16 protein-coding genes and 5 tRNA genes are annotated in these 22315 nt (G+C 42.1%); 18 read left to right on the top strand and 3 right to left on the bottom strand.

Annotation, left to right across the window (positions count from 1 at the left end):
- Positions 1–71: 71 nt before the first annotated feature.
- Positions 72–758 (bottom strand): ABC transporter ATP-binding protein, encoded by a 687-nt coding sequence (locus DI53_RS04010; protein WP_037495654.1) that lies wholly within the window; start codon positions 756–758, stop codon positions 72–74.
- 13 nt (positions 759–771) lie between these two features.
- Positions 772–2022, bottom strand: coding sequence for an efflux RND transporter periplasmic adaptor subunit (locus DI53_RS04005; RefSeq protein WP_037495651.1), 1251 nt, complete (start codon positions 2020–2022; stop codon positions 772–774).
- 687 nt (positions 2023–2709) lie between these two features.
- Here DI53_RS04005 and DI53_RS04000 point away from each other — a divergent pair.
- Genes DI53_RS04000 through DI53_RS03985 form a run of 4 tightly spaced genes read left to right on the top strand, consistent with a single transcriptional unit; the run spans position 2710 to position 7248 of the window.
- Entirely contained in the window at positions 2710–4035 is a 1326-nt protein-coding gene (locus tag DI53_RS04000) for a TolC family protein (protein WP_037495648.1), read from the top strand.
- A 15-nt stretch (positions 4036–4050) separates the two neighbouring features.
- Positions 4051–5415 (top strand): sigma-54-dependent transcriptional regulator, encoded by a 1365-nt coding sequence (locus tag DI53_RS03995; RefSeq protein WP_037495645.1) that lies wholly within the window; start codon positions 4051–4053, stop codon positions 5413–5415.
- Between the two features lie 2 nt (positions 5416–5417).
- Positions 5418–6743, top strand: a complete 1326-nt coding sequence (locus DI53_RS03990; RefSeq protein ID WP_052072047.1) for a sensor histidine kinase — start codon at positions 5418–5420, stop codon at positions 6741–6743.
- 28 nt (positions 6744–6771) lie between these two features.
- The gene (locus DI53_RS03985; RefSeq protein WP_037495642.1) at positions 6772–7248 is read left to right on the top strand and encodes a hypothetical protein; all 477 of its coding nucleotides are present in this window, start codon (positions 6772–6774) and stop codon (positions 7246–7248) included.
- A gap of 172 nt (positions 7249–7420) precedes the next feature.
- On the opposite strand, the gene DI53_RS03980 is transcribed toward DI53_RS03985, so the two are convergent.
- Positions 7421–8581 (bottom strand): BamA/TamA family outer membrane protein, encoded by a 1161-nt coding sequence (locus DI53_RS03980; protein ID WP_037495639.1) that lies wholly within the window; start codon positions 8579–8581, stop codon positions 7421–7423.
- Positions 8582–8886: 305 nt separating this feature from the next.
- Between DI53_RS03980 and DI53_RS03975 the strand changes: the two genes are divergently transcribed.
- The 14 genes from DI53_RS03975 (at position 8887) to rpoC (ending at position 22305) form a co-directional block, all read left to right on the top strand.
- Positions 8887–8962 (top strand) — tRNA-Thr (locus DI53_RS03975).
- A gap of 24 nt (positions 8963–8986) precedes the next feature.
- Positions 8987–9067, top strand: a tRNA-Tyr gene (locus DI53_RS03970).
- Positions 9068–9111: 44 nt separating this feature from the next.
- A tRNA-Gly gene (locus DI53_RS03965) sits at positions 9112–9184 on the top strand.
- A 96-nt stretch (positions 9185–9280) separates the two neighbouring features.
- Positions 9281–9352: transfer RNA gene (locus DI53_RS03960), tRNA-Thr, on the top strand.
- Between the two features lie 73 nt (positions 9353–9425).
- A complete protein-coding gene (tuf, locus tag DI53_RS03955) occupies positions 9426–10613 on the top strand; it encodes an elongation factor Tu (protein ID WP_037495636.1) in 1188 nt (395 codons plus the stop codon).
- A gap of 161 nt (positions 10614–10774) precedes the next feature.
- A tRNA-Trp gene (locus DI53_RS03950) sits at positions 10775–10845 on the top strand.
- 26 nt (positions 10846–10871) lie between these two features.
- A complete protein-coding gene (gene secE, locus DI53_RS03945; protein WP_037495633.1) occupies positions 10872–11066 on the top strand; it encodes a preprotein translocase subunit SecE in 195 nt (64 codons plus the stop codon).
- Positions 11067–11083: 17 nt separating this feature from the next.
- Positions 11084–11629, top strand: coding sequence for a transcription termination/antitermination protein NusG (gene nusG / locus DI53_RS03940; RefSeq protein WP_037495630.1), 546 nt, complete (start codon positions 11084–11086; stop codon positions 11627–11629).
- A gap of 224 nt (positions 11630–11853) precedes the next feature.
- On the top strand, positions 11854–12297 hold the full coding sequence (rplK, locus tag DI53_RS03935; protein ID WP_037495627.1) for a 50S ribosomal protein L11: 444 nt from the start codon (positions 11854–11856) through the stop codon (positions 12295–12297).
- 22 nt (positions 12298–12319) lie between these two features.
- A complete protein-coding gene (gene rplA / locus DI53_RS03930; RefSeq protein ID WP_037495624.1) occupies positions 12320–13018 on the top strand; it encodes a 50S ribosomal protein L1 in 699 nt (232 codons plus the stop codon).
- A 2-nt stretch (positions 13019–13020) separates the two neighbouring features.
- Complete coding sequence (gene rplJ, locus DI53_RS03925) at positions 13021–13539, top strand: 50S ribosomal protein L10 (RefSeq protein ID WP_037495621.1); 519 nt, start codon at positions 13021–13023, stop codon at positions 13537–13539.
- A 70-nt stretch (positions 13540–13609) separates the two neighbouring features.
- Positions 13610–13987 (top strand): 50S ribosomal protein L7/L12, encoded by a 378-nt coding sequence (rplL, locus tag DI53_RS03920; protein ID WP_002992785.1) that lies wholly within the window; start codon positions 13610–13612, stop codon positions 13985–13987.
- Positions 13988–14150: 163 nt separating this feature from the next.
- The gene (gene rpoB, locus DI53_RS03915) at positions 14151–17960 is read left to right on the top strand and encodes a DNA-directed RNA polymerase subunit beta (RefSeq protein ID WP_037495618.1); all 3810 of its coding nucleotides are present in this window, start codon (positions 14151–14153) and stop codon (positions 17958–17960) included.
- 67 nt (positions 17961–18027) lie between these two features.
- A complete protein-coding gene (rpoC, locus tag DI53_RS03910; RefSeq protein ID WP_037495616.1) occupies positions 18028–22305 on the top strand; it encodes a DNA-directed RNA polymerase subunit beta' in 4278 nt (1425 codons plus the stop codon).
- The last annotated feature ends 10 nt before the right edge of the window (positions 22306–22315 follow it).

The raw sequence follows: 22315 nt of genomic DNA, 5'->3' as shown, positions 1-22315 counted from the left end.
TTTAGCTCTTAGGTTGTTGTTTACGTGGTCGTCTACGTTAGACGTGTACCCTTCTGCTTAGGCAAAAAGTGCTATCGAGCTTCGATGTTCTCTGTTTCCATAATCACCTGCCCATCCAGCATGCGGATAACGCGATCTGAAAACTTTGCATCATGCTCACTGTGTGTTACCATCACGATGGTCGTGCCAGCCTCATTCAGCTCCGTCAGCAATTGCATTACCTCGTTACCGTTGCTGGAGTCAAGATTACCTGTAGGCTCATCGGCCAAGATCAGTTTCGGATTGTTAACTACGGCACGGGCTACCGCTACGCGCTGCTGCTGACCTCCCGAGAGCTGCTGCGGAAAGTGGTTGCGACGGTGCATGATCTGCACTTTTTCCAGCACTTCCTCTACGCGGCGTTTGCGTTCAGCTGCCGGAACATTGGTATAAACCAAAGGAAGTTCCACGTTTTCAAAAACAGTAAGTTCATCAATCAAGTTAAAGCTCTGGAAAACGAAGCCAATGTTGTGTTTGCGCAGGTCGGAACGTTTGCCCTCTTTAAATTTCGCCACCTCGATACTATTAAAGAGATAGCTTCCTTCATCCAGGTCGTCCAATAAACCAACGATATTCAACAACGTAGATTTCCCACATCCCGAAGGACCCATTACCGCAACAAATTCACCTTCCTTCACATGGATGTTGACATTGTTCAAGGCCACGGTTTCCACTTCTTCGGTGCGATAGTATTTTTGGAGGTTTGTTATTTTGATCATGTTATGTAGTTAATTATCGTATATTCAATTCCTGTATTTTATCATATGTCTCATAGCTCGACACAATCACCTTATCACCCGGTTGCAAGCCGCTTACCACCTCGTAATATTCTGGATTTTGTCTGCCCAATTGCATATCAACGCGGTAGGCTGTATTACCATTTTTATCTAATTTAAAGATCCAATTTCCGCCAGTTTGCTGGTAGAAGCCACCCTTCGCTAAGAGAATTGCTTTTGTTTCATCGCTTAGCGCAAGGCGAATCTGTAGCGTCTGTCCACGGCGTATACCTTTTGGCACATCACCCGTAAATTCCATGTCAACCTGAAAACGACCGTTGGTAACTTGCGTATAAACCTTTTTGATTTTCAGTTGGTAGTTTTTGCCGCTGATGGTAAATTCGCCCACCTGTTCAGTGAAAATTCTGCTTATGTAATGCTCATCAATTTCGGCGCGAACCTTAAACCCTGTCAATACGTCTATTTGTCCCAAGCGCTCGCCGGGATTTTTATTTTGTCCAATCTCCGCATCGAAAGATGTCAGCTGTCCGTCAACAGGTGCGCGTACAATCAGGTCACCAACTTTTTGCTGCATCAATTCCAAAGCACCCTGCGTGCGTTTGTAAGTCTCCCGATCTTGATAAGCCTTTTGGCTAGAGGAAATAGAATCTTGTCTTAAGATTTGCTTCGTTAAGTTTACCCGTTCTTTTTGGTAATTATATTCATTCAATGACTTTTGGTATTCCTGGCTGCCAATTGCCTTTTCATCATACAATTTTTGATTTAATTTGTAAACCCGCTCCGCTTCGCGGTGCGCTAGTTCCACATCAGCCATTTGGTTCCTATTGTTTATAGACACCTGTTCCGCATTTGTTCGGGCAATTTGTGTCTGCGTCAATAAGTTCAATACCTGCGTTTCTTGCTGCACAAGACTCAGTTCTTGATCGGTGTTAGAGAGACGCATGATGGCGTCGCCTTTTTTCAGGACGGCTCCATCCTCAACAAATTTTTCTTCCACGCGCCCCCCTATAGAGGCATCTAAGTAAATGCTGCTTATGGGAAGTACAGTTCCATTAATCGGGATAAACTCTTGAAATGTTCCTTCTTTTATTTCAACAATGCTGATACGATCTGCCTCAACATTGAGCTTACTGTTTCCGCTTGTGAAGTAATAGCTAGCGCCTATCAAGCCCACAATACTCAAAACACCTACAAGCGTTAAGATACGTTTCGTATTCCATCTCTTCTGTTCTATCGGTCTATCCATTAATATTTAAGGTCAAAAATGTATATAATAGTGTTTCTTAATTATTCTCGTAACTATCCTTTAAAGATGTGCCAAATTCGTAATATGTTGTTTATTAGCTGTTTAACATAGGGTTTCTTATGTATATGTCCGTAATCGGACAGATCGCTGTTCGGTCTTGAACAACTGGATAATTTTCGTTTTTGCTGGCTTTCAAAGGGATTGGAATTTGCGCTTAACATTGTTTGCCTTGTTAGAAAGGTTGTCACTCCCTTTGATTCGAAAGTACCGAAAGCGAAATTAAAGCTGTGTCCAAAATGTCTCGATGTGACTAATATGCTCAATTTCGAATCATTGAAGCTGTTTGAAAAATATTGTATATCAACAGCCTACGATCAAATAGATCTTTCTACATAAGAATGTAGCTACGGAAAAATCGCCGCTGATGATTGAAAAACTGTACCAATGTGCACGGGAAAGGTCCGTGCTCTTCCATCTATCTGCCGAAGTATGCCCTCACTTCTCCATCGATAACGCGAAAGTTTATTTAAGCTGCGCTGTAAAAGCATCTGTCCAGACCCATGTTCAACGGCGTACACCCAATGTTCATAATCGAACAGTAGTAGGTGTTGCGTGTTTGCATACTGTTAGGGATGAGTTGTTTATGTTTTTGGCACGCGCTGTGTTGATCGCTGGAAAAGGTTTTTGATGAAAAATAATCTACGATATATCGTTTTCTTATGGATCTGTGTTTTTAGTAGCGATGCTGCGCTGGGTCAATCTGAAAGCAAAATGTCTTTAGCTACTTGCGTTTCTATTGCGATCAAGAATAATCCCGGTTTGAGGCGATCGGAGCTGGAGCTGGCTCGGAATGAAGTGAATTACAGGCAGGCTAGGTACAATCGCCTTCCGACACTAAATGGCAATATTAGCCACAACTATAGCGAAGGTCGGAGTATCAACAGCACTACTAACCAATTTGTGGATAACAATTTATTCATTGGCGCTCAATCATTGTCGCTTAGCATGCCCGTGTTCAACGGTTTTCGAGTGTTACATGATATACGGAGCAAAGCTAGTGCACGCCAAGCGGGGAAGTTTGAGTTTGAAAGCGCCATTAATGAGCTGCGGTTGGATGTCATTGAGGCCTATATTTTCGTTCTGACATCTCGTGATATGCTGGAGCAAGCTCAAAATCAGCTCGCTGTAACAGAAGAAAGCCTACATAGGGCCAGTGTGATGCAGCGAGAAGGCGCTATAAATCCAGGTGATTTTTACGATATTGAGGGGCAGGCATCTACGGAGCGAAATATCTTGGAAACCACCAAGCAAGATTTGTATACCTCCGAAGCACGGTTGGCGGGGCTGATGTACATCTCACCGGATGAACTCCCGGAGCTTGAGCCCTTACCGTTGCCTTCAGAGGCAACCTCGCTGTCAAATGCTGCGCTCTACGAACAAGCGCTTTTGGTACTTCCCGATTTTAAAGGTTTTAAGAATAGGATCGATGAAGCAGAGCATAATGTCAAAGTGGCTAAATCTGCTTTTTATCCGTCGCTTTCTCTAAACGCCAATATTCAAGCCCCTTATTCAAGTGTCGATGCGATGGGCTACAATTATTGGCAACAGATTCGTAATTATCCATCGAAAGGGATTGGACTGACGCTTCAAATTCCAATTTTTAATCAGATGGTTGTACGCAGCCAGGTGAAGCTAGCAAGAATAGATTTGGAACAAGCGCGATGGAATAAGAAAGTGCAGGAAAACCTTGTGCGTGAAGAAACAGCGAAAACCGTTTTCAATCTCTCCACGCTAAAGCAAAACGTCGGGAACCTAAAAAAACAGGAACGGAGTTATGAAGAGGCCTTTCGTATAGCCCAAGTGCATTTCGATGCCGGGAATAGCAATTCAGTTTTGTTTCTCACAGCAAAGACTAAGCTGGATAATGCACGAAACCAATTGTTGATCAAGCAGTACGAGTGGCTGTTTCAAAAATATATAAATGATTATTATTCGGGATTATTGGAATTGTAAGTATCTTAGTGACTCATGAAAAAAGCGACCATATTAATCGTTGATGATGACCAAGATCTGTTGACGGCCGTCCGTATACTGCTGAAACCAAAGGTCAAACAGGTACTTGTGGAAAAGAATCCAGAGAATCTTATGCACATCCTTGGGCGGGAAGCTGTGGACGTGGTGTTGCTGGATATGAACTTTAAAAGTGCTATCAATACGGGTAATGAGGGCTTGTATTGGCTCGGTAAAATAAAGAGTAATTACCCACATATACAGGTGGTGATGATAACGGCCTATGGTGCTGTGGATTTGGCTGTACGTTCACTAAAGCAAGGCGCTTCTGATTTCATCGTTAAACCCTGGCAGAATGATTTGCTATTAGAAACGCTGAACACGGTTTTTGAAGAAGGAAAAGGAACTACCGTAGGCAAAACCATTGTTCAGAAACAAAAGGAAGAGAGCGATCTTGTTGGAAAATCTGCCATTATGGAAGATCTTCAATATAAAATAGATAAAGTTGCGCCTACGGAAGCCAATATCTTAATATTGGGGGAAAATGGAACAGGTAAAGATTTAATCGCGCAGGCGCTTCATAAACGATCGCTACGTACCAAAGGGCCGTATATAAAAGTCGATGTAGGAGCTTTAACAGATACCTTGTTTGAAAGTGAACTATTTGGTTACAAAAAGGGTGCTTTTACAGACGCTCGTGAAGATCGGCAGGGACGATTTGAAGCGGCAAACGGCGGGACACTATTTTTAGACGAGATCGGAAATATTGCACTGCAGCAACAAGCCAAATTACTAAGTGTGCTGCAAAACCGACAGGTGACGCCATTAGGTTCATATCAAGGTATTCCGGTTGATATTCGTTTGCTGAGTGCCACCAATGTGCCGCTGAAGACGCTTGCCGACGAGAGCAAGTTTCGAAAGGACTTGATTTACCGCATCAATACCGTTGAAATTCAGGTGCCGCCCTTGCGCGAACGCGGTGAGGATATCGTACTGCTCGCTAATCATTTCCTGGATTTCTACAGTGGGAAATACCACAAAAATATAGAAGGCTTAGAAAAGGAAGCCCTTCAAAAGTTAAGAGCCTACCATTTTCCCGGCAATGTCAGGGAATTACAATACAGCTTGGAAAGAGCGGTAATTATGGCGGAGCAAAAAAGCATTCGCGATATTGATATTCTGTTCTCTCCCATTGAGCAAGAACAGGCAGCTGATAACGGATTTGCCCAACAAATTGTCTCGAATCAAAGCTTGGAAGAAATGGAGCGAAAAGCGATAAAATCTGCTATTGAACGTTATAGTGGGAACATTAGCAAGGCTGCTCGCGAGTTGGGACTGACAAGGGCGGCACTATATAGGCGCATGGAGAAATACGATATTTAAGCATGACTAAGCTGGGCGTTTACTTTTTCTTGAAAACCACAGTTATTGCTATAGCGGCTGTAGTCATTGCTTATGTATTATTACTCAAGTTTTATCTGTATGCATCGCTTCTTTTCATCCTGTTTTTGCTGGTTGTCTATCGCTGGTTAGCATCGGAACGGAAGTTGGTAAGCCATGTAGTCGACTTTTCAGAAGCGGTGCGTTATCGAGATTTTACGCGCAGGTTTGCTGTCAAAAGGCCAGATACTATGGAAGGCAAATTGTTCCTCGCTTTTAACAACATCAATCAGGTATATAAGCAAATCAGTATCGATAAGGAAATCCAGCATCAATATTTGAATAAAGTTATCAATATGCTGGATTCTGCGATAATATTCTATCAAGGAGATACCGGGAAAGTGATATGGATTAATGATGCATTTAAACAGCTATTTCAAACACCGCATCTCGGCAACCTTCGTGGATTGATCAAACGTCACGAAGATCTGTATGAGAAGACCATACAGATGACACTGGGCACACAGCAAATGGAAACCGTTAGTTCTGCCGTAGGTAAAATCAAGCTTCTAATGCACGGGTCGGAGTTTGAGACGCAGGACGGTACATTTCGGATCGTCGTTTACCAAAATATCAACGAGGCTATTGATGCAACAGAAACAAAGGCTTGGCAGAAGCTATTGCGCGTATTGACCCACGAGATTATGAATTCGATAGCGCCCATCAGTTCTTTGGCAGAAACCTTGCACGATCGTTTGGGACAAGGTTACAATGAGGATGATGTTGATGATTTGAAAGTAGGAATTTATACAATCAAGCGCCGTAGCGAAGGGTTGCTGCAGTTTGCTAAAAGTTACCGCCTAATCAACCGCGTCGATGAACCAAATTTAGAAGAAATTCAATTGAAGGTACTTTTCGAAAATATCTACCAGTTGCTTGAGCCTACATTACTCCAAAAAAATATTGATTTGGATATTATATTGAAAGATCGCCGGCTCGCACTAAAGGCTGATATTAATCTACTAGAACAAGCCTTGATAAATCTGCTGCTGAATGCCATTGAAGCGGTAAAAGATGCTGAAAACCCATACATTAGCATCGCTGGATTACAGCGAGATGGGTTTACGGTCATCAAAGTTCAAGATAACGGCTGTGGCATGCCTGCGGATATTCAGGAACAGATCTTTACACCTTTCTTCACAACGAAGAAATCCGGTAGTGGAGTAGGCTTAACATTGAGTAAACAGATCATGCTTCTTCACAAGGGCAACCTGTTTGTTGAAAGCAAAGAGGGCGAGGGTAGTGCTTTTATCTTACAGTTCCAATCGTAGCTAGCAAAAATTCCATTATTTTTGCTTCATGCGGTACTACTTCGATCTGGTTAAACATTTTATTGTGGCTAATAGCCGGCATGGCACCCATTCCCCGTTTGTCTATGCGCTGGCGGATCAAGTAATATATAACAAGACCCATTTTTGGTCGACTGAAGTGTCCTTTCCTCCTTCTTTTTTTTGGCGTTATCGTCAGCTGCTTAGCGCAGTTCTTTCGTATTTGGATGTCAACGAACTAACGCTTCCGGAAAGCTCACAAAAGAGTGCAGCTGTTTGGGTAGATCTAGCGACTGTTTCGTCTGCTGAGCTGTTTCAACTGCTACAGAACGGCAAGATTCTGATCGTTCATGAACCCTATAAATGTCGGTCGCGTTGGAAGGAGCTAATAGCTGATTCACGCGTAATAGTCAGCGTTGACTTGTTTCATTTTGGGATCGTCATGCGAAGAGAGGGGCAGCGCAAAGAAAACTTCCGACTGCGTTATCCTTACCGAAACGACAAGTAATGCGTTTCAAAAAAATAGCGTGTAACTCTGCTGGACGTATTTCAACGGTCTCTATGTCTAGTATTCATGAGAAACGTGTAACAAATGACCCCGCGGGGTCAACTATTTATAGCAATAACATTTCTGATGACTTTCAACCACATCGCAGTGGCATAAAGCAAACACTCATGTATTAAAACGCTTCACTAATACTCAGGTAGAAGCCAGACTGTCTTTTTTCGCCTGGCCTTTTTTCGCCAAGGGCGTAGTCTATGCGAACCGTGCTGTTGTGTTCGAGGCTGAAGAAATATCGAATGCCGCCACCGAAACTGGGTACCAGACGTATCGCATGTTGCGGTGAGAAAGTGCCACCAGTGCCGGCAAATCCTACGATGCCAAATCGCGGCATAAAACGATAGCGAAGCTCTGCCTGCGCTGTCGCATAATTTCTATCTTTATAGCGCCCCAAATAATACCCGCGCATCGTCATATCACCGCCCAAATCGCGATAAGCATAAAAGGGTACATTCTTACCGTATGTTCCTCGGTACAGCACCTGCGCAGCGAGGGTAAGCGGCTGCGCAATCTTTCTAAATCCCCGTAGATCCACTTCAACCTCACTTCCTATAAAATTATCCTTTCCAAAGAAATTGGGTGAATAGTCGTATTTGAGACGAGCATATAAGCCGTCCGTCGTATACGTTGTGTTATTACGGGTGTCATATAGCGACGATACACCTAATGCGAGATACTGTCCACCAGCCTTTCCAATGACATTATCTTGATCGAAGATTCCACCAAGTTCCGGATCTTCAAACCTAAAATGTTCGTAGGTTAAATTTACACCGGCGTAAAGGTTCCGTAGAATACTTTTTTCTACGTCCACTTTTGCACGAATAAGCTTTTGTCCTAGAAAGTCTTCGTCGGCCAGCCAGGTATCAGAGCCCAATCCGTAGAAATTGAAAGGCCAATCGCGGTAGCGAAGCTCAGAAAGGATGTGGTACTCATTGTCTTTGGTCCAGATATCCGAAGTCAGCTTAATGTTTTTCTGTTTCTCCGTTGTCAATGTGCCGATCAGCGTGATATTAGAGGTGCGACTGCTAAGATCGTCTTTGTCTAAAAAAAAGTTGTAGGTGCTGGCAATTCCGTATTCAAATCCCGATTCTTGCGCATAGCCAACGGCCGGCAGAACGATTAGGCTACCGCCCCGGGTGGAGTCCGTTTCCGAGGAGAGGAATTTTTTTATTATCTTTTTTACAAGATTATTCTCTTGAGCGAAGGTAAGCGTGGGCAAAAATTGTAAGCAAAACAGCGTGAAAAAAAGTACGTTTTTAAAAGTGAATGTAAGTTTCATGAATGTTGTAGTAAAAGCTGCCTTAAAAAATGCGGTGCAAGATGTAAATTATTTCATTGCATATCAAGTATATGGTCGGAAACGCTGTTTTTTTTTGATAAATATTTTTGAAGTCTGCGTGGAGTCACTATCTTTGCATCATCAAATTCAAACACGGTAAACGGGTTGAGTGGATTGAAAAGAGTTCTTTAACACGATAAAAAAAAGTTTTTTAAAAAACTTGCAAATATCAAAAGTAAATTGGATTTTTGCACTCGCTATCTGAAAGGATAGAAGTTCTTAAAAGAGAGTTTTTTAAATAATATGCCTCTTTAGCTCAGCTGGTAGAGCAACTGACTTGTAATCAGTAGGTCATTGGTTCGATCCCGATAAGAGGCTCCAAAATGCAATTTCGATTGCAGGTCTGGAGGGGTTCCAGAGCGGTCAAATGGGACGGACTGTAAATCCGTTGCTTCGGCTTCGAAGGTTCGAATCCTTCTCCCTCCACACTTTTTAAAACGTCCGGAAGCAGAAATGCTTCTGGACAAAAAGCGGAAGTAGCTCAATTGGTAGAGCGATAGCCTTCCAAGCTATAGGTTGCGGGTTCGAGACCCGTCTTCCGCTCAATTTTTTTTAATATTTGATTAAGTCTCTGTCTTTTTGATGAAAGTATCTAAAATAAGGTGGAGGCATTTATCTGTAAATAAGCTTTTAGAAAAAGCCGAAGTAGCTCAGGGGTAGAGCACTTCCTTGGTAAGGAAGAGGTCGTGGGTTCAAATCCCATCTTTGGCTCGCATAACAAAAAGTTTTTACTTTTGTAAAGGATTAATTAAGAAATATTTTATAATTACTAATTCGCATAAACATGGCAAAAGAGAAATTTGACCGTAGTAAACCCCACTTAAACATTGGTACTATCGGTCACGTTGACCACGGTAAAACAACTACTACAGCGGCTATCACTAAAGTATTAGCTGATAAAGGTTTGTCAGAAGCTCGTTCATTTGATTCAATTGACTCTGCTCCTGAAGAAAAAGAGCGTGGTATCACAATTAATACTGCACACGTTGAGTATTCAACAGCTAACCGTCACTATGCACACGTAGACTGTCCAGGTCACGCCGATTATGTGAAAAACATGGTTACTGGTGCGGCTCAAATGGATGGTGCTATCATCGTTGTAGCTGCTACTGACGGTCCTATGCCTCAAACTCGCGAGCACATTCTTTTGGCTCGTCAGGTAGGTGTACCGGCTCTAGTTGTTTTTATGAACAAAACTGACTTAGTTGACGACGAGGAGTTGTTAGACTTAGTTGAGATGGAAGTTCGTGAACTATTATCTTTCTACGAATTCCCAGGTGATGATATTCCTGTAATCAAAGGATCTGCATTAGGAGCGTTGAATGGCGAGACTGAGTGGGTTGACAAAATCATGGAATTGATGGATGCTGTAGATAACTACATTCCAATTCCTCCACGTTTGACTGAATTGCCTTTCTTGATGCCTATCGAGGACGTATTCTCAATCACAGGTCGTGGTACAGTTGCTACAGGTCGTATCGAAAGAGGTGTAATCAACTCTGGTGATCCAGTTGAGATCCTAGGTATGGGTGCTGAAAACTTGAAATCTACTGTAACAGGTGTTGAGATGTTCCGTAAAATCTTAGATTACGGTGAAGCTGGTGATAACGTAGGTCTATTGTTACGTGGTATTGAGAAAACTGATATCCGTCGTGGTATGGTTATCTGTAAACCAGGTACAGTAACTCCTCACACAGATTTCAAAGCTGAGGTTTACGTATTGTCAAAAGCAGAAGGTGGTCGTCACACGCCATTCTTCAACAAATACCGTCCTCAGTTCTATTTCCGTACGACTGACGTAACAGGTGAAATTTCTCTACCAGAAGGTACTGAAATGGTTATGCCTGGTGATAACATCACAATCACTGTGAAGTTGATCAACGCAATCGCAATGGAAAAGGGTCTACGTTTCGCTATCCGTGAAGGTGGTAGAACAGTAGGTGCTGGTCAGGTAACTGAAATCGTAGCGTAATCTTTTAGATTCGCTTTCTATACTAAAACAAGCTAATTGGCTGAGGCTGATTAGCTTGTTTTTTCTCTCAGCGTGGAGGTAAAAAAGCGCAAAAAAAACGTAAATAATATTTGCTCTCCTACGGCTTAAACGCTATATTTGCAGCAGTAAAACAAATTTACACGGGCATAGTTTAAAGGTAGAACGAAGGTCTCCAAAACCTTTGGTCTGGGTTCGAGTCCTGGTGCCCGTGCTAAAATAATTTAGGTAAACTAAAAAATGGCTAAAGTACTTGATTTTTTCAAAGAGTCCTATATCGAAGTTACCGAGAAGGTAACTTGGCCTACTTGGGCGCAATTGCAAAGCTCTGCAGTGGTAGTACTTGTAGCATCTATCCTGATCGCGTTAGTCATATTTGTGATGGATAAAGCGTCAAGCAATCTATTAGAGTTGTTGTACGGAATTACGTCCTAATTTATCAGTAGAATTTTATGGCAGATCAATCGTTAAAATGGTATGTAGTTCGTGCCGTTAGTGGAAAAGAAAAGAAGGTGAAGCAATATGTAGAGGCCGAAGTAAGTCGCTTAGGTATTCAGCATTTGGTTCCTCAGGTTTTGATACCAATGGAGAAGTATTATCAAATGCGCGATGGTAAAAAAGTTGCAAAAGAGCGTAACTACTATCCTGGATACGTATTGATCGAGGCTGCACTTGATGGAGAGATTGAACACGCTATAAAGAACTTAAATAGTGTCATCGGGTTTTTAGGTGATAAAGCAGGTAACGCCATTCCATTGCGTCCGTCGGAAGTTAACCGTATATTAGGTAAGGTTGATGAAATGGCGGAGCAGGGCGAAAGCATGAATGTTCCTTATTACGTAGGGGAGACTGTAAAAGTTAACGACGGTCCTTTCAATGGCTTCACTGGAGAGATTGAAGAGGTACACGAGGATAAGAAGAAATTAACGGTAATGGTTAAGGTATTTGGACGTAAAACGCCATTGGAGCTTAACTATATGCAAGTCGAAAAAGAATAAGCTAAAGCCCTTTTCAAAAGGGCTTTTTCATGTATAACATACCCGAAGGTGATCTGGGGAAAAAGAAATAATTTTTTATTTCTTTTTTTGTTATGAATGGAATTATGTATATCTTTGCACCTCGTTTGGTTGCATTGTTGTTACGAGATAACCAACGAATAATAAATGTTACGTTTGAGCTTCCAACTTACTAACAAACATTTAACAATTAAATTCAAAACAAAATGGCAAAAGAAGTCAGTGCGTTAGTAAAATTACAAGTAAAGGGCGGTGCTGCTAATCCATCACCTCCAGTAGGACCTGCATTAGGTGCTAAAGGGGTGAATATCATGGATTTTTGTAAGCAATTCAACGCTCGTACGCAAGACAAACCAGGTCAAGTATTACCTGTTGTCATTACAGTTTACAGTGACAAATCATTTGATTTTATCATCAAGACTCCGCCGGTTGCAGTTCAGTTGAAAGACGCTGCTAAATTAAAAAGCGGATCTGGCGAGCCTAACCGTAAGAAAGTTGCTTCTATTACTTGGGAGCAAGTGGAAACGATCGCGAAAGATAAGATGCCTGATTTGAACGCATTTACTGTAGAGTCGGCTATGAAAATGGTCGCTGGGACAGCACGTAGTATGGGTATTACCGTTTCTGGTAATGCACCTTGGAACAATTAATTAACGAAATCAGTTTAAGAAAGTGGCTAGATTAACAAAAAATCAAAAAGCGGCACTGTCCAAAATTGAAGCTGGTAAAGCGTACTCTTTGCAAGAAGCTGCGGCTTTGGTAAAAGAGATCACGACGACTAAGTTTGATGCTTCTGTGGATATCGACGTTCGTTTAGGCGTGGATCCTCGTAAAGCAAACCAAATGGTTCGTGGTATCGCAACATTACCTCACGGAACTGGTAAAACTGTTCGCGTTTTAGTATTGTGTACTCCTGATAAGGAAGAAGAAGCTAAAGCGGCAGGTGCCGATTTCGTAGGTCTTGATGACTATATCAGCAAAATCGAAGGTGGTTGGACTGACGTTGATATCATTATTACTATGCCTAGCGTTATGGCTAAAGTGGGTAAATTAGGACGTATTTTAGGTCCTAGAAACTTGATGCCTAACCCTAAAACCGGAACAGTAACTACCGAAGTTGGTAAAGCTGTTACCGAAGTAAAGGCTGGTAAAATTGATTTCAAAGTTGATAAGACAGGAATCATCCATACTTCAGTTGGTAAAGTGTCCTTCGACGCAGATAAAATTTATGATAACGCATTGGAAGTGTTACAAACACTTTCTCGTTTGAAACCATCTGCAGCTAAGGGAACCTACTTCAAGAGTATTCACATCTCTTCAACAATGAGTCCTGGTATTCATGTTGAAACTAAATCAGTAGCAGGAATTTAATCATGAGAAAAGAAGAAAAACAAGAAATTGTTCAAGCTTTGGCCGAACAGATTAAATCTTACGGTAATTTCTACATTACAGATACTGCTGATTTAACTGTTGACAAAGTCAATAACATTCGTCGTAAATGTTTCGATCAAGGGATCACCATCCAAGTTGCAAAAAACTCGTTGATCGAGAAAGCACTTATCGAAGCAGGTATCGATTCAGAAGAGCTTCGTAGCGTACTTAAAGGTGCGTCTACATTGATGTTCTCTGAAACAGGAAATGCTCCTGCGAAGTTGATCAAGGAATTGCGTAAAGCCGGCGATAAGCCAGTTTTAAAAGCTGCATATATCCAGGAGACAGCATTCGTAGGTGACGATCAATTGAATGCATTAGTTACCCTTAAATCTAAGGAAGAACTTGTTGCAGACATTATCGCAGCACTTCAATCACCAGCGAAAAATGTTATTTCAGCTCTTCAGTCGGGTGGAAATACAATTTCAGGATTAGTAAAAGCTTTAGAAGAAAGAGGATAACGAACACCTCTATAATACGTTCGCACATTAATTAGACATTATTTAAGTACATTCAAAAATTCAAAATAAAATGGCAGATTTAAAACAACTTGCTGAACAGTTGGTAAACTTAACAGTGAAAGAAGTTAAGGAATTAGCTGATATCTTAAAAGACGAGTACGGTATCGAGCCTGCTGCTGCTGCTGTTGCAGTTGCTGCTGCTCCTGCTGAAGGTGGCGCTGCTGCTGCTGAAGAGAAAACTTCATTTGACGTTATCTTGAAAGAAGCTGGTGGTCAGAAATTAGCAGTAGTTAAATTAGTAAAAGACCTAGCTGGTTTAGGATTGAAAGAAGCTAAAGATTTAGTTGATGGCGCTCCTAAAGAATTGAAAGCTGGTGTTTCTAAAGACGAAGCTGAAGCGTTGAAAAAACAATTAGAAGAAGCTGGAGCTGTTGTTGAGATCAAGTAATCTCACATATTAAAGCACCTTAAAGGTTTAGACTCTGCCAATATTTTGTCAGAGTCTATTCCTATTTATATTATAGTACATGTGCCAAATGGGTGCTGACATTGGCAAAAACATGATTACAGCATAATTGGCTCAGTTTTTTTAAACTAAAATTCTTATTCCCTTGGCAAACAATAATATTCAAAAAGAAAGCGTGAATTTTGCTACAAGTAAGAAGGTAATTGATTACCCAGACTTCTTGGACGTACAATTACAATCTTTCAAGGAGTTTTTTCAATTAGAAACTACTTCTGACAATCGCCATCAGGAAGGGCTGTTCAAGGTTTTCGCAGAAAACTTCCCTATTTCTGATTCAAGAAACATCTTTGTTTTGGAGTTTTTGGATTATTTCATCGATCCCCCACGCTATGACATTCAAGAGTGTATCGAGCGTGGCTTGACGTATAGCGTTCCTCTCAAAGCAAAATTGAAGTTATCTTGTAACGACGAAGAGCACGAAGACTTCGAAACTATTGTTCAGGATGTATATTTAGGAACAATTCCGTACATGACTCCAAAAGGTACCTTCGTGATCAATGGAGCAGAGCGCGTAATCGTTTCTCAATTGCACCGTTCTCCTGGTGTATTCTTCGGTCAGAGTAGACACACAAATGGTACTAAACTTTATTCTGCAAGGGTAATTCCTTTTAAAGGATCTTGGATCGAATTTGCAACAGACGTAAACAACGTCATGTATGCTTATATCGACCGTAAAAAGAAATTTCCAGTTACTACTTTGCTCCGTGCGATCGGCTACGATTCAGATAAAGATATCTTGGAATTGTTTGACCTCGCTGATGAAGTTAAAGTTAGTAAATCTGGTTTAAAGAAATATGTTGGTCGTCGTTTGGCTGCCAGGGTATTGAAAAAATGGATCGAAGATTTTGTGGATGAGGATACAGGTGAAGTAGTATCTATCGATCGTAATGAGATCATTTTAGAACGAGAAACAGTTTTAGAGGAAGACCATATTGATTTGATCATCGATGCAGGTGTTAAGGCTATTATCCTTGCAAAAGAAGATGCATCAAACAATGCGGATTACTCTATTATATATAATACATTACAAAAAGATACGTCAAACTCGGAGAAAGAGGCCGTGGAGCATATCTATCGTCAGTTGCGTAACGCAGAACCACCTGATGAGGAAACTGCACGTGGTATCATCGATCGTCTGTTCTTCTCGGACAAGCGGTATGATTTAGGTGACGTGGGTCGTTACCGTATCAACCGTAAGTTGAAGTTAAACACGCCGGATGAAACGAAGGTGTTGACTCGCGAAGATATCATCGCTATTGTGAAATATTTGATCAATTTGATCAATTCTAAAGCTGAAGTGGATGATATTGACCACTTGTCCAACCGTCGTGTTCGTACGGTAGGTGAGCAGTTATATGCACAATTTGGCGTAGGTCTATCACGTATGGCACGTACGATACGTGAGCGTATGAACATCCGCGACAACGAAGTGTTTACACCAACAGATTTGATCAATGCGCGTACGTTATCGTCCGTGATCAACTCCTTCTTCGGAACAAACCAGTTATCGCAGTTTATGGATCAAGCCAATCCATTAGCGGAGATTACGCACAAGCGTCGTTTATCAGCGTTAGGACCTGGAGGTCTTTCGCGTGAACGCGCTGGTTTCGAGGTTCGTGACGTTCACTATACACACTACGGCCGTCTATGTACTATCGAAACGCCAGAGGGGCCAAACATCGGTTTGATTTCGTCTTTAGCGGTACATGCGAAAATTAATAATTTAGGATTTATCGAAACACCATACCGTAAGGTAACCGATGGTAAAGTAGTCGTTGATGAGCCGGTTGTTTACCTATCTGCCGAAGATGAGGATGACAAAACGATCGCGCAAGCGAATGCACAGTATGATGATAATGGTAACTTCCTAGATCCAAAAGTAAAAGCTAGATACGAGGGTGACTTCCCGATTATCGAGCCAGAGCGCTTGGACTATATGGACGTTGCACCTAACCAGATTACATCAATCGCTGCTTCACTGATTCCTTTCTTGGAGCATGATGATGCCAACCGTGCGTTGATGGGATCGAACATGCAGCGTCAAGCTGTGCCTTTATTGCGTCCTAGTGCGCCAATTGTAGGTACCGGTTTGGAAGCGCGTGTTGCATCTGACTCGCGTACGCTGATCAATGCTGAAGGCAATGGTGTGGTAGAATACGTTGATGCCAACGAGATTAAAATCCGTTACGAGCGTACGGAAGATGACCGCTTGGTTTCCTTCGATGACGACGTAAAGACATACAGATTAATAAAATTCAAGAAAACCAACCAAAATACCTGTATCAACTTGAAGCCTATTGTTATTAAAGGCCAAAAAGTTAGTAAAGGTCAGGTATTATGCGAAGGTTATGCTACCGAGAATGGTGAGTTAGCGCTGGGTCGTAACTTGAAAGTAGCATTCATGCCTTGGCAAGGATATAACTTTGAGGATGCGATCGTAATCTCAGAGCGTGTCGTATCAGAAGATTTGTTTACATCACTTCACATCGAGGAGTTCGAACTGGAGGTGCGTGATACGAAACGTGGTGAAGAAGAGTTGACTGCTGATATCCCTAACGTTTCTGAAGAAGCTACAAAAGATTTGGATGAAAATGGTATCATCCGTATTGGTGCTGAAGTAAACGGTGGCGATATCCTTATCGGTAAGATCACGCCTAAAGGAGAATCTGATCCTTCACCAGAGGAGAAACTTCTTCGTGCAATCTTTGGTGATAAAGCAGGTGATGTGAAAGATGCATCGCTAAAAGCTTCTCCATCGTTGAAAGGTGTAGTGATCGATACGAAGCTATTCTCGCGTGCGAAAAAAATGTCTAAAGAAGTTGAAAGAAAAGCTTTAGAGAAATTAGAAGTAGCACACGATAGAGCCGCAAGGATTTTAAAAGAGCGTTTGGTAGAGAAATTGTTCACGGTAGTGAATGGTAAAACGAGCCAAGGTGTTTACAATGTGTACAAAGAACTATTGGTGCCAAAAGGTGCTAAGTTTACGCAAAAGATCCTTACAGACTTAGATTATACGCATATCAATCCGACAGGCTGGACGACTGATGATGATAAAAACGAGTTGATCAAATTGGCGTTGCATTTTTACAACATCAAGATCAATGAGGAGCTTGGGGCATTCAAGCGTGAGAAGTTTGCAATCTCTGTGGGAGATGAGCTTCCTTCTGGAATCGTACAGATGGCCAAAGTTTATGTCGCTAAGAAACGTAAGTTGAAAGTAGGAGACAAGATGGCGGGCCGTCACGGTAACAAAGGTATCGTTGCACGTATTGTACGTGATGAAGATATGCCTTTCTTAGCCGATGGAACACCAGTTGATATCGTGTTGAATCCACTAGGGGTACCGTCACGTATGAACCTTGGACAGATCTACGAAACTGTATTAGGTTGGGCCGGACAAAAATTAGGTATGAAGTTCGCTACGCCAATTTTCGATGGTGCTGAAATGGACGAGGTAGAAGAATGGATCGCTAAAGCAGAGTTGCCAAAATCAGGTAGAACTTACCTATACAACGGTTTGACAGGTGATCGTTTTGATCAACCAACCACGGTAGGTGTGATTTACATGCTGAAACTGGGACACATGGTGGATGATAAGATGCACGCGCGTTCTATCGGACCATACTCCCTGATTACGCAACAACCGCTTGGTGGTAAGGCACAATTTGGTGGTCAGCGTTTTGGTGAGATGGAGGTGTGGGCCTTAGAAGCATTTGGTGCCTCTAATATCCTGCAGGAGATCTTAACAGTGAAATCCGATGACGTAGTGGGCCGCGCGAAAACGTACGAAGCCATCGTTAAAGGTAATAATCTGCCAACTCCTTCTGTACCGGAATCGTTCAACGTATTGGTGCATGAGCTTCGCGGTTTAGGTTTAGATATCACATTAGATTAATATCAGGTGCCTAAGAAGTTTTCGGACTTCTTAGGCTTCTACATACAGCTTTAACTTTTTATAAAGTATGTCTTACAAAAAAGATAACAAAATCAAAAGTAATTTCACATCGATTACGATCAGCTTAGCTTCTCCAGAAACTATTTTGGAGCGTTCAAGCGGTGAAGTTACCAAACCAGAGACGATTAACTATCGTACATACAAACCAGAACGTGATGGTTTATTCTGTGAGCGTATCTTTGGTCCGGTAAAGGACTATGAATGTCACTGTGGTAAATACAAACGTATCCGTTATAAAGGTATCGTATGTGACCGTTGTGGTGTAGAGGTTACGGAGAAAAAAGTACGTCGTGAGCGTATGGGACACATCAGCTTGGTGGTTCCTGTGGCGCACATTTGGTATTTCCGTTCTCTACCGAATAAAATTGGATACTTGTTAGGTCTTCCAACCAAAAAGTTGGACATGATCATCTACTACGAGCGCTACGTGGTTATCCAACCGGGTGTCAAAGAGGAAGATGGTATCTCGTTCATGGATTTCTTGACAGAAGAAGAATACTTAGATATTTTAGATACGTTACCAAAAGAAAATCAGTACCTAGACGATACAGATCCACAGAAATTTGTAGCTAAAATGGGTGCTGAGGCGATGGAAGAGTTGTTGAAACGTATTGATCTAGATCAGTTGTCATACGACTTACGTCACCAGGCTGCAAACGAAACTTCACAACAACGTAAAAACGAGGCTTTAAAGCGTCTTCACGTGGTAGAAGCATTCCGTGGCGCTAACGGCCGTATCGAAAATCGTCCAGAATGGATGATTGTGAAAATTGTTCCTATCATTCCACCAGAGTTGCGCCCATTGGTGCCTTTGGATGGTGGTCGTTTTGCGACGTCCGATTTGAACGATTTGTATCGTCGCGTTATTATCCGTAACAACCGTCTTAAACGTTTGATCGAAATCAAAGCGCCAGAAGTAATCTTGCGTAATGAAAAACGTATGTTGCAGGAAGCTGTAGATTCGTTGTTCGATAACTCGCGTAAGGTTAATGCTGTGAAAACAGAGGGTAACCGTGCGTTGAAATCCTTATCGGACATATTAAAAGGTAAACAGGGTCGTTTCCGTCAAAACTTGTTGGGTAAGCGTGTTGACTACTCGGCTCGTTCGGTAATCGTCGTGGGACCTAACTTGAAATTGCACGAGTGTGGTCTACCTAAAGATATGGCTGCCGAGCTTTACAAACCATTTATCATTCGCAAGATGATCGAAAGGGGTATTGTGAAAACGGTAAAATCTGCAAAGAAAATTGTTGATCGTAAGGATCCGGTTGTTTGGGATATTTTAGAAAATGTATTGAAGGGTCACCCTGTACTCTTAAACCGTGCGCCTACGCTTCACCGTTTGGGTATTCAGGCTTTCCAACCTACGTTGGTAGAAGGTAAAGCGATCCAGTTACACCCATTAGTATGTACAGCGTTCAACGCGGATTTTGACGGTGACCAGATGGCGGTTCACTTACCTTTAGGTAACGCTGCAATCTTGGAAGCCCAAATCTTGATGTTGGCCTCACATAACATCCTTAACCCTGCGAATGGTTCGCCAGTTACAGTACCATCACAGGATATGGTATTGGGTCTTTATTACATTACTAAAGGCCGTAGAACAGTAGAAAGCCATGTTGTAAGAGGTGAAGACATGATTTTCTATTCTCCGGAAGAGGTAATTATCGCCTTGAACGAAAAGAAAATCGATCTACACGCATACATCAAGGTTAAGACTAAAGCGAGAAATAAGGAAGGTCAAATTGTTGATACCATTTTAGAAACAACGGTAGGACGGGTTATCTTTAACCAAGTCGTGCCAGAAGAGATGGGCTTTATCAATGAGTTATTGACTAAAAAGTCTTTACGTAACGTCATCGGCGAGATTGTGAAAAATACGGGTATGGCTCGTGCTGCACAATTCTTGGATGATATGAAAGAGCTAGGATTCCAAACAGCCTTTAAAGGTGGTTTGTCGTTCAACTTGCAAGACTTAAATATCCCTGCTGCAAAAGTTGATTTGATTGCACAAGCGACAAATGAAGTTGATGAAGTAATGAATAACTATAACATGGGTTTCATTACCAACAACGAGCGCTACAATCAGATCATCGATATTTGGACGCGTATCAATAACAAATTGACTGCGCACGTGATGGATATTCTTTCCAACGATAACCAAGGCTTCAACTCGGTATACATGATGTTGGATTCTGGAGCTCGTGGATCGAAAGAGCAGATTCGGCAGTTGTGTGGAATGCGGGGCTTGATGGCGAAACCACAGAAGTCTGGTACTTCAGGTGGTGAAATCATCGAAAACCCGATTTTATCAAACTTTAAAGAAGGTCTTTCCGTATTAGAGTACTTTATCTCTACCCACGGTGCGCGTAAAGGTCTTGCGGATACAGCCTTGAAAACGGCTGATGCGGGTTACTTGACACGTCGTTTGCATGACGTTGCGCAAGATATGATTGTCGTTGAAGACGATTGTGCTACGCTACGTGGTATTTATAAAACTGCATTGCGTGAAAACGATGATATCGTGGAGCCATTGTATGACAGAATTCTTGGTCGTACGCCGCTGAATGATGTTTTCCATCCAGAGACTGGTAAATTGATTATTGCGGCTAACATCGATATTTCAGAAGAGGTAGCGGCAGAAATCGAAGAAGCTGGAATCGAAGGCGTAGAGATTCGTTCGGTATTAACGTGTGAGTCTAAGCGTGGTGTTTGTGCATGTTGTTACGGACGTAACTTAGCGTCTGGTAAACGTGTTCAGCTAGGTGAGGCAGTAGGGGTAATCGCAGCGCAGTCTGTCGGTGAGCCAGGTACACAGCTTACACTTCGTACGTTCCACGTGGGTGGTACGGCATCTAACATTGCCGCTGATTCGAGCATCGTTGCAAAATATGATGGAAAAATCGAGTTTGAAAATGTACGTTCGGTTGCTAAGGAAGGCGAAGATGGTCCTTATCAAGTAGTTATTGGACGTTCTGGCGAGATCCGTATCGTGAACGATGAGAAGAAAGTTCTTTACACACAGGTCATCCCTTACGGTGCTAATTTGTATGTTAACGAAGGGGATAAAGTCGAGAAAGGTAAAAACTTAGTTGACTGGGATCCATATAATGCGGTAATCATCTCTGAATTCGGTGGAAAAATCGAGTTTGAAGCGATTATCGAAGGTGTTACTTTCCGTGACGAGTCTGATGAGCAAACAGGTCACAAGGAGAAAGTTATTATCGAGACACGTGACAAAACGAAGAACCCGACAATCAAGATTACGGATTTAACTGGCGACACGTTGCGTTCTTATAACATTCCTGTGGGTGCCCACGTTTCTGTTCAAGATGGACAAAAGATCAAAGAAGGTACAATCTTAGCGAAGATTCCGCGTGCTACTGGTAAAACACGAGATATCACCGGTGGTCTTCCAAGGGTAACGGAGTTGTTCGAGGCACGTAATCCTTCCAATCCGGCTGTAGTAACAGAGATTGATGGTATCGTTACTTTGGGTGGTGTGAAACGTGGTAACCGCGAAATTTCTATCGAGTCTAGAGATGGACAGATCAAGAAATATTTGGTGCCGCTTTCTAAGCACATCTTAGTACAGGATAATGACTTCGTGAAAGCAGGTATGCCATTGTCAGATGGTTCTATTTCACCTGGAGATATCCTATCTATCAAAGGCCCTGCGGCAGTTCAGGAATATATCGTAAATGGTATCCAAGAAGTTTACCGCTTACAAGGGGTGAAAATCAACGATAAGCACTTTGAAACCATCGTTCACCAAATGATGCAAAAAGTGAACATTGAGGATCCAGGAGATACGCGATTCCTAGAGAAAGAAGCAGTTAACAAGTGGGATTTCATGCAGGAAAACGACTCATTGTTTGACAAAAAAGTTGTTGTAGAGGCAGGTGATTCTAAAACATTACGTCCAGGCCAGATCGTGACGATGCGTAAGCTTCGTGAAGAAAATTCGGTATTGAGACGTCAAGATTTGAAAACTGTAGAGGTTCGTGATGCAATTTCAGCAACGTCAAGCCCACTATTGCAAGGTATCACACGTGCATCTTTGGGTACAAAATCATTCATCTCAGCAGCATCGTTCCAAGAAACTACGAAAGTGCTTAATGAGGCTGCGATCGCCGGTAAACGCGATGACTTATTAGGACTGAAAGAAAACGTAATTGTTGGTCACTTGATTCCTTCAGGAACTGGTTTACGCGATTACGGTAATATTATCGTAGGCTCTCGCGAAGAATACGATCAACTATTAGCTTCTAAAGAAGAAGATTAATCGGTTTGAT

Origin of the sequence: Sphingobacterium deserti, from assembly GCF_000757725.1 — a bacterium.
Classification (GTDB): Bacteria; Bacteroidota; Bacteroidia; order Sphingobacteriales; family Sphingobacteriaceae; genus Sphingobacterium; species Sphingobacterium deserti.
The sequence above is the reverse complement of the archived record's forward strand: the minus strand, read 5'-3'. Positions and strand labels throughout refer to the sequence as shown.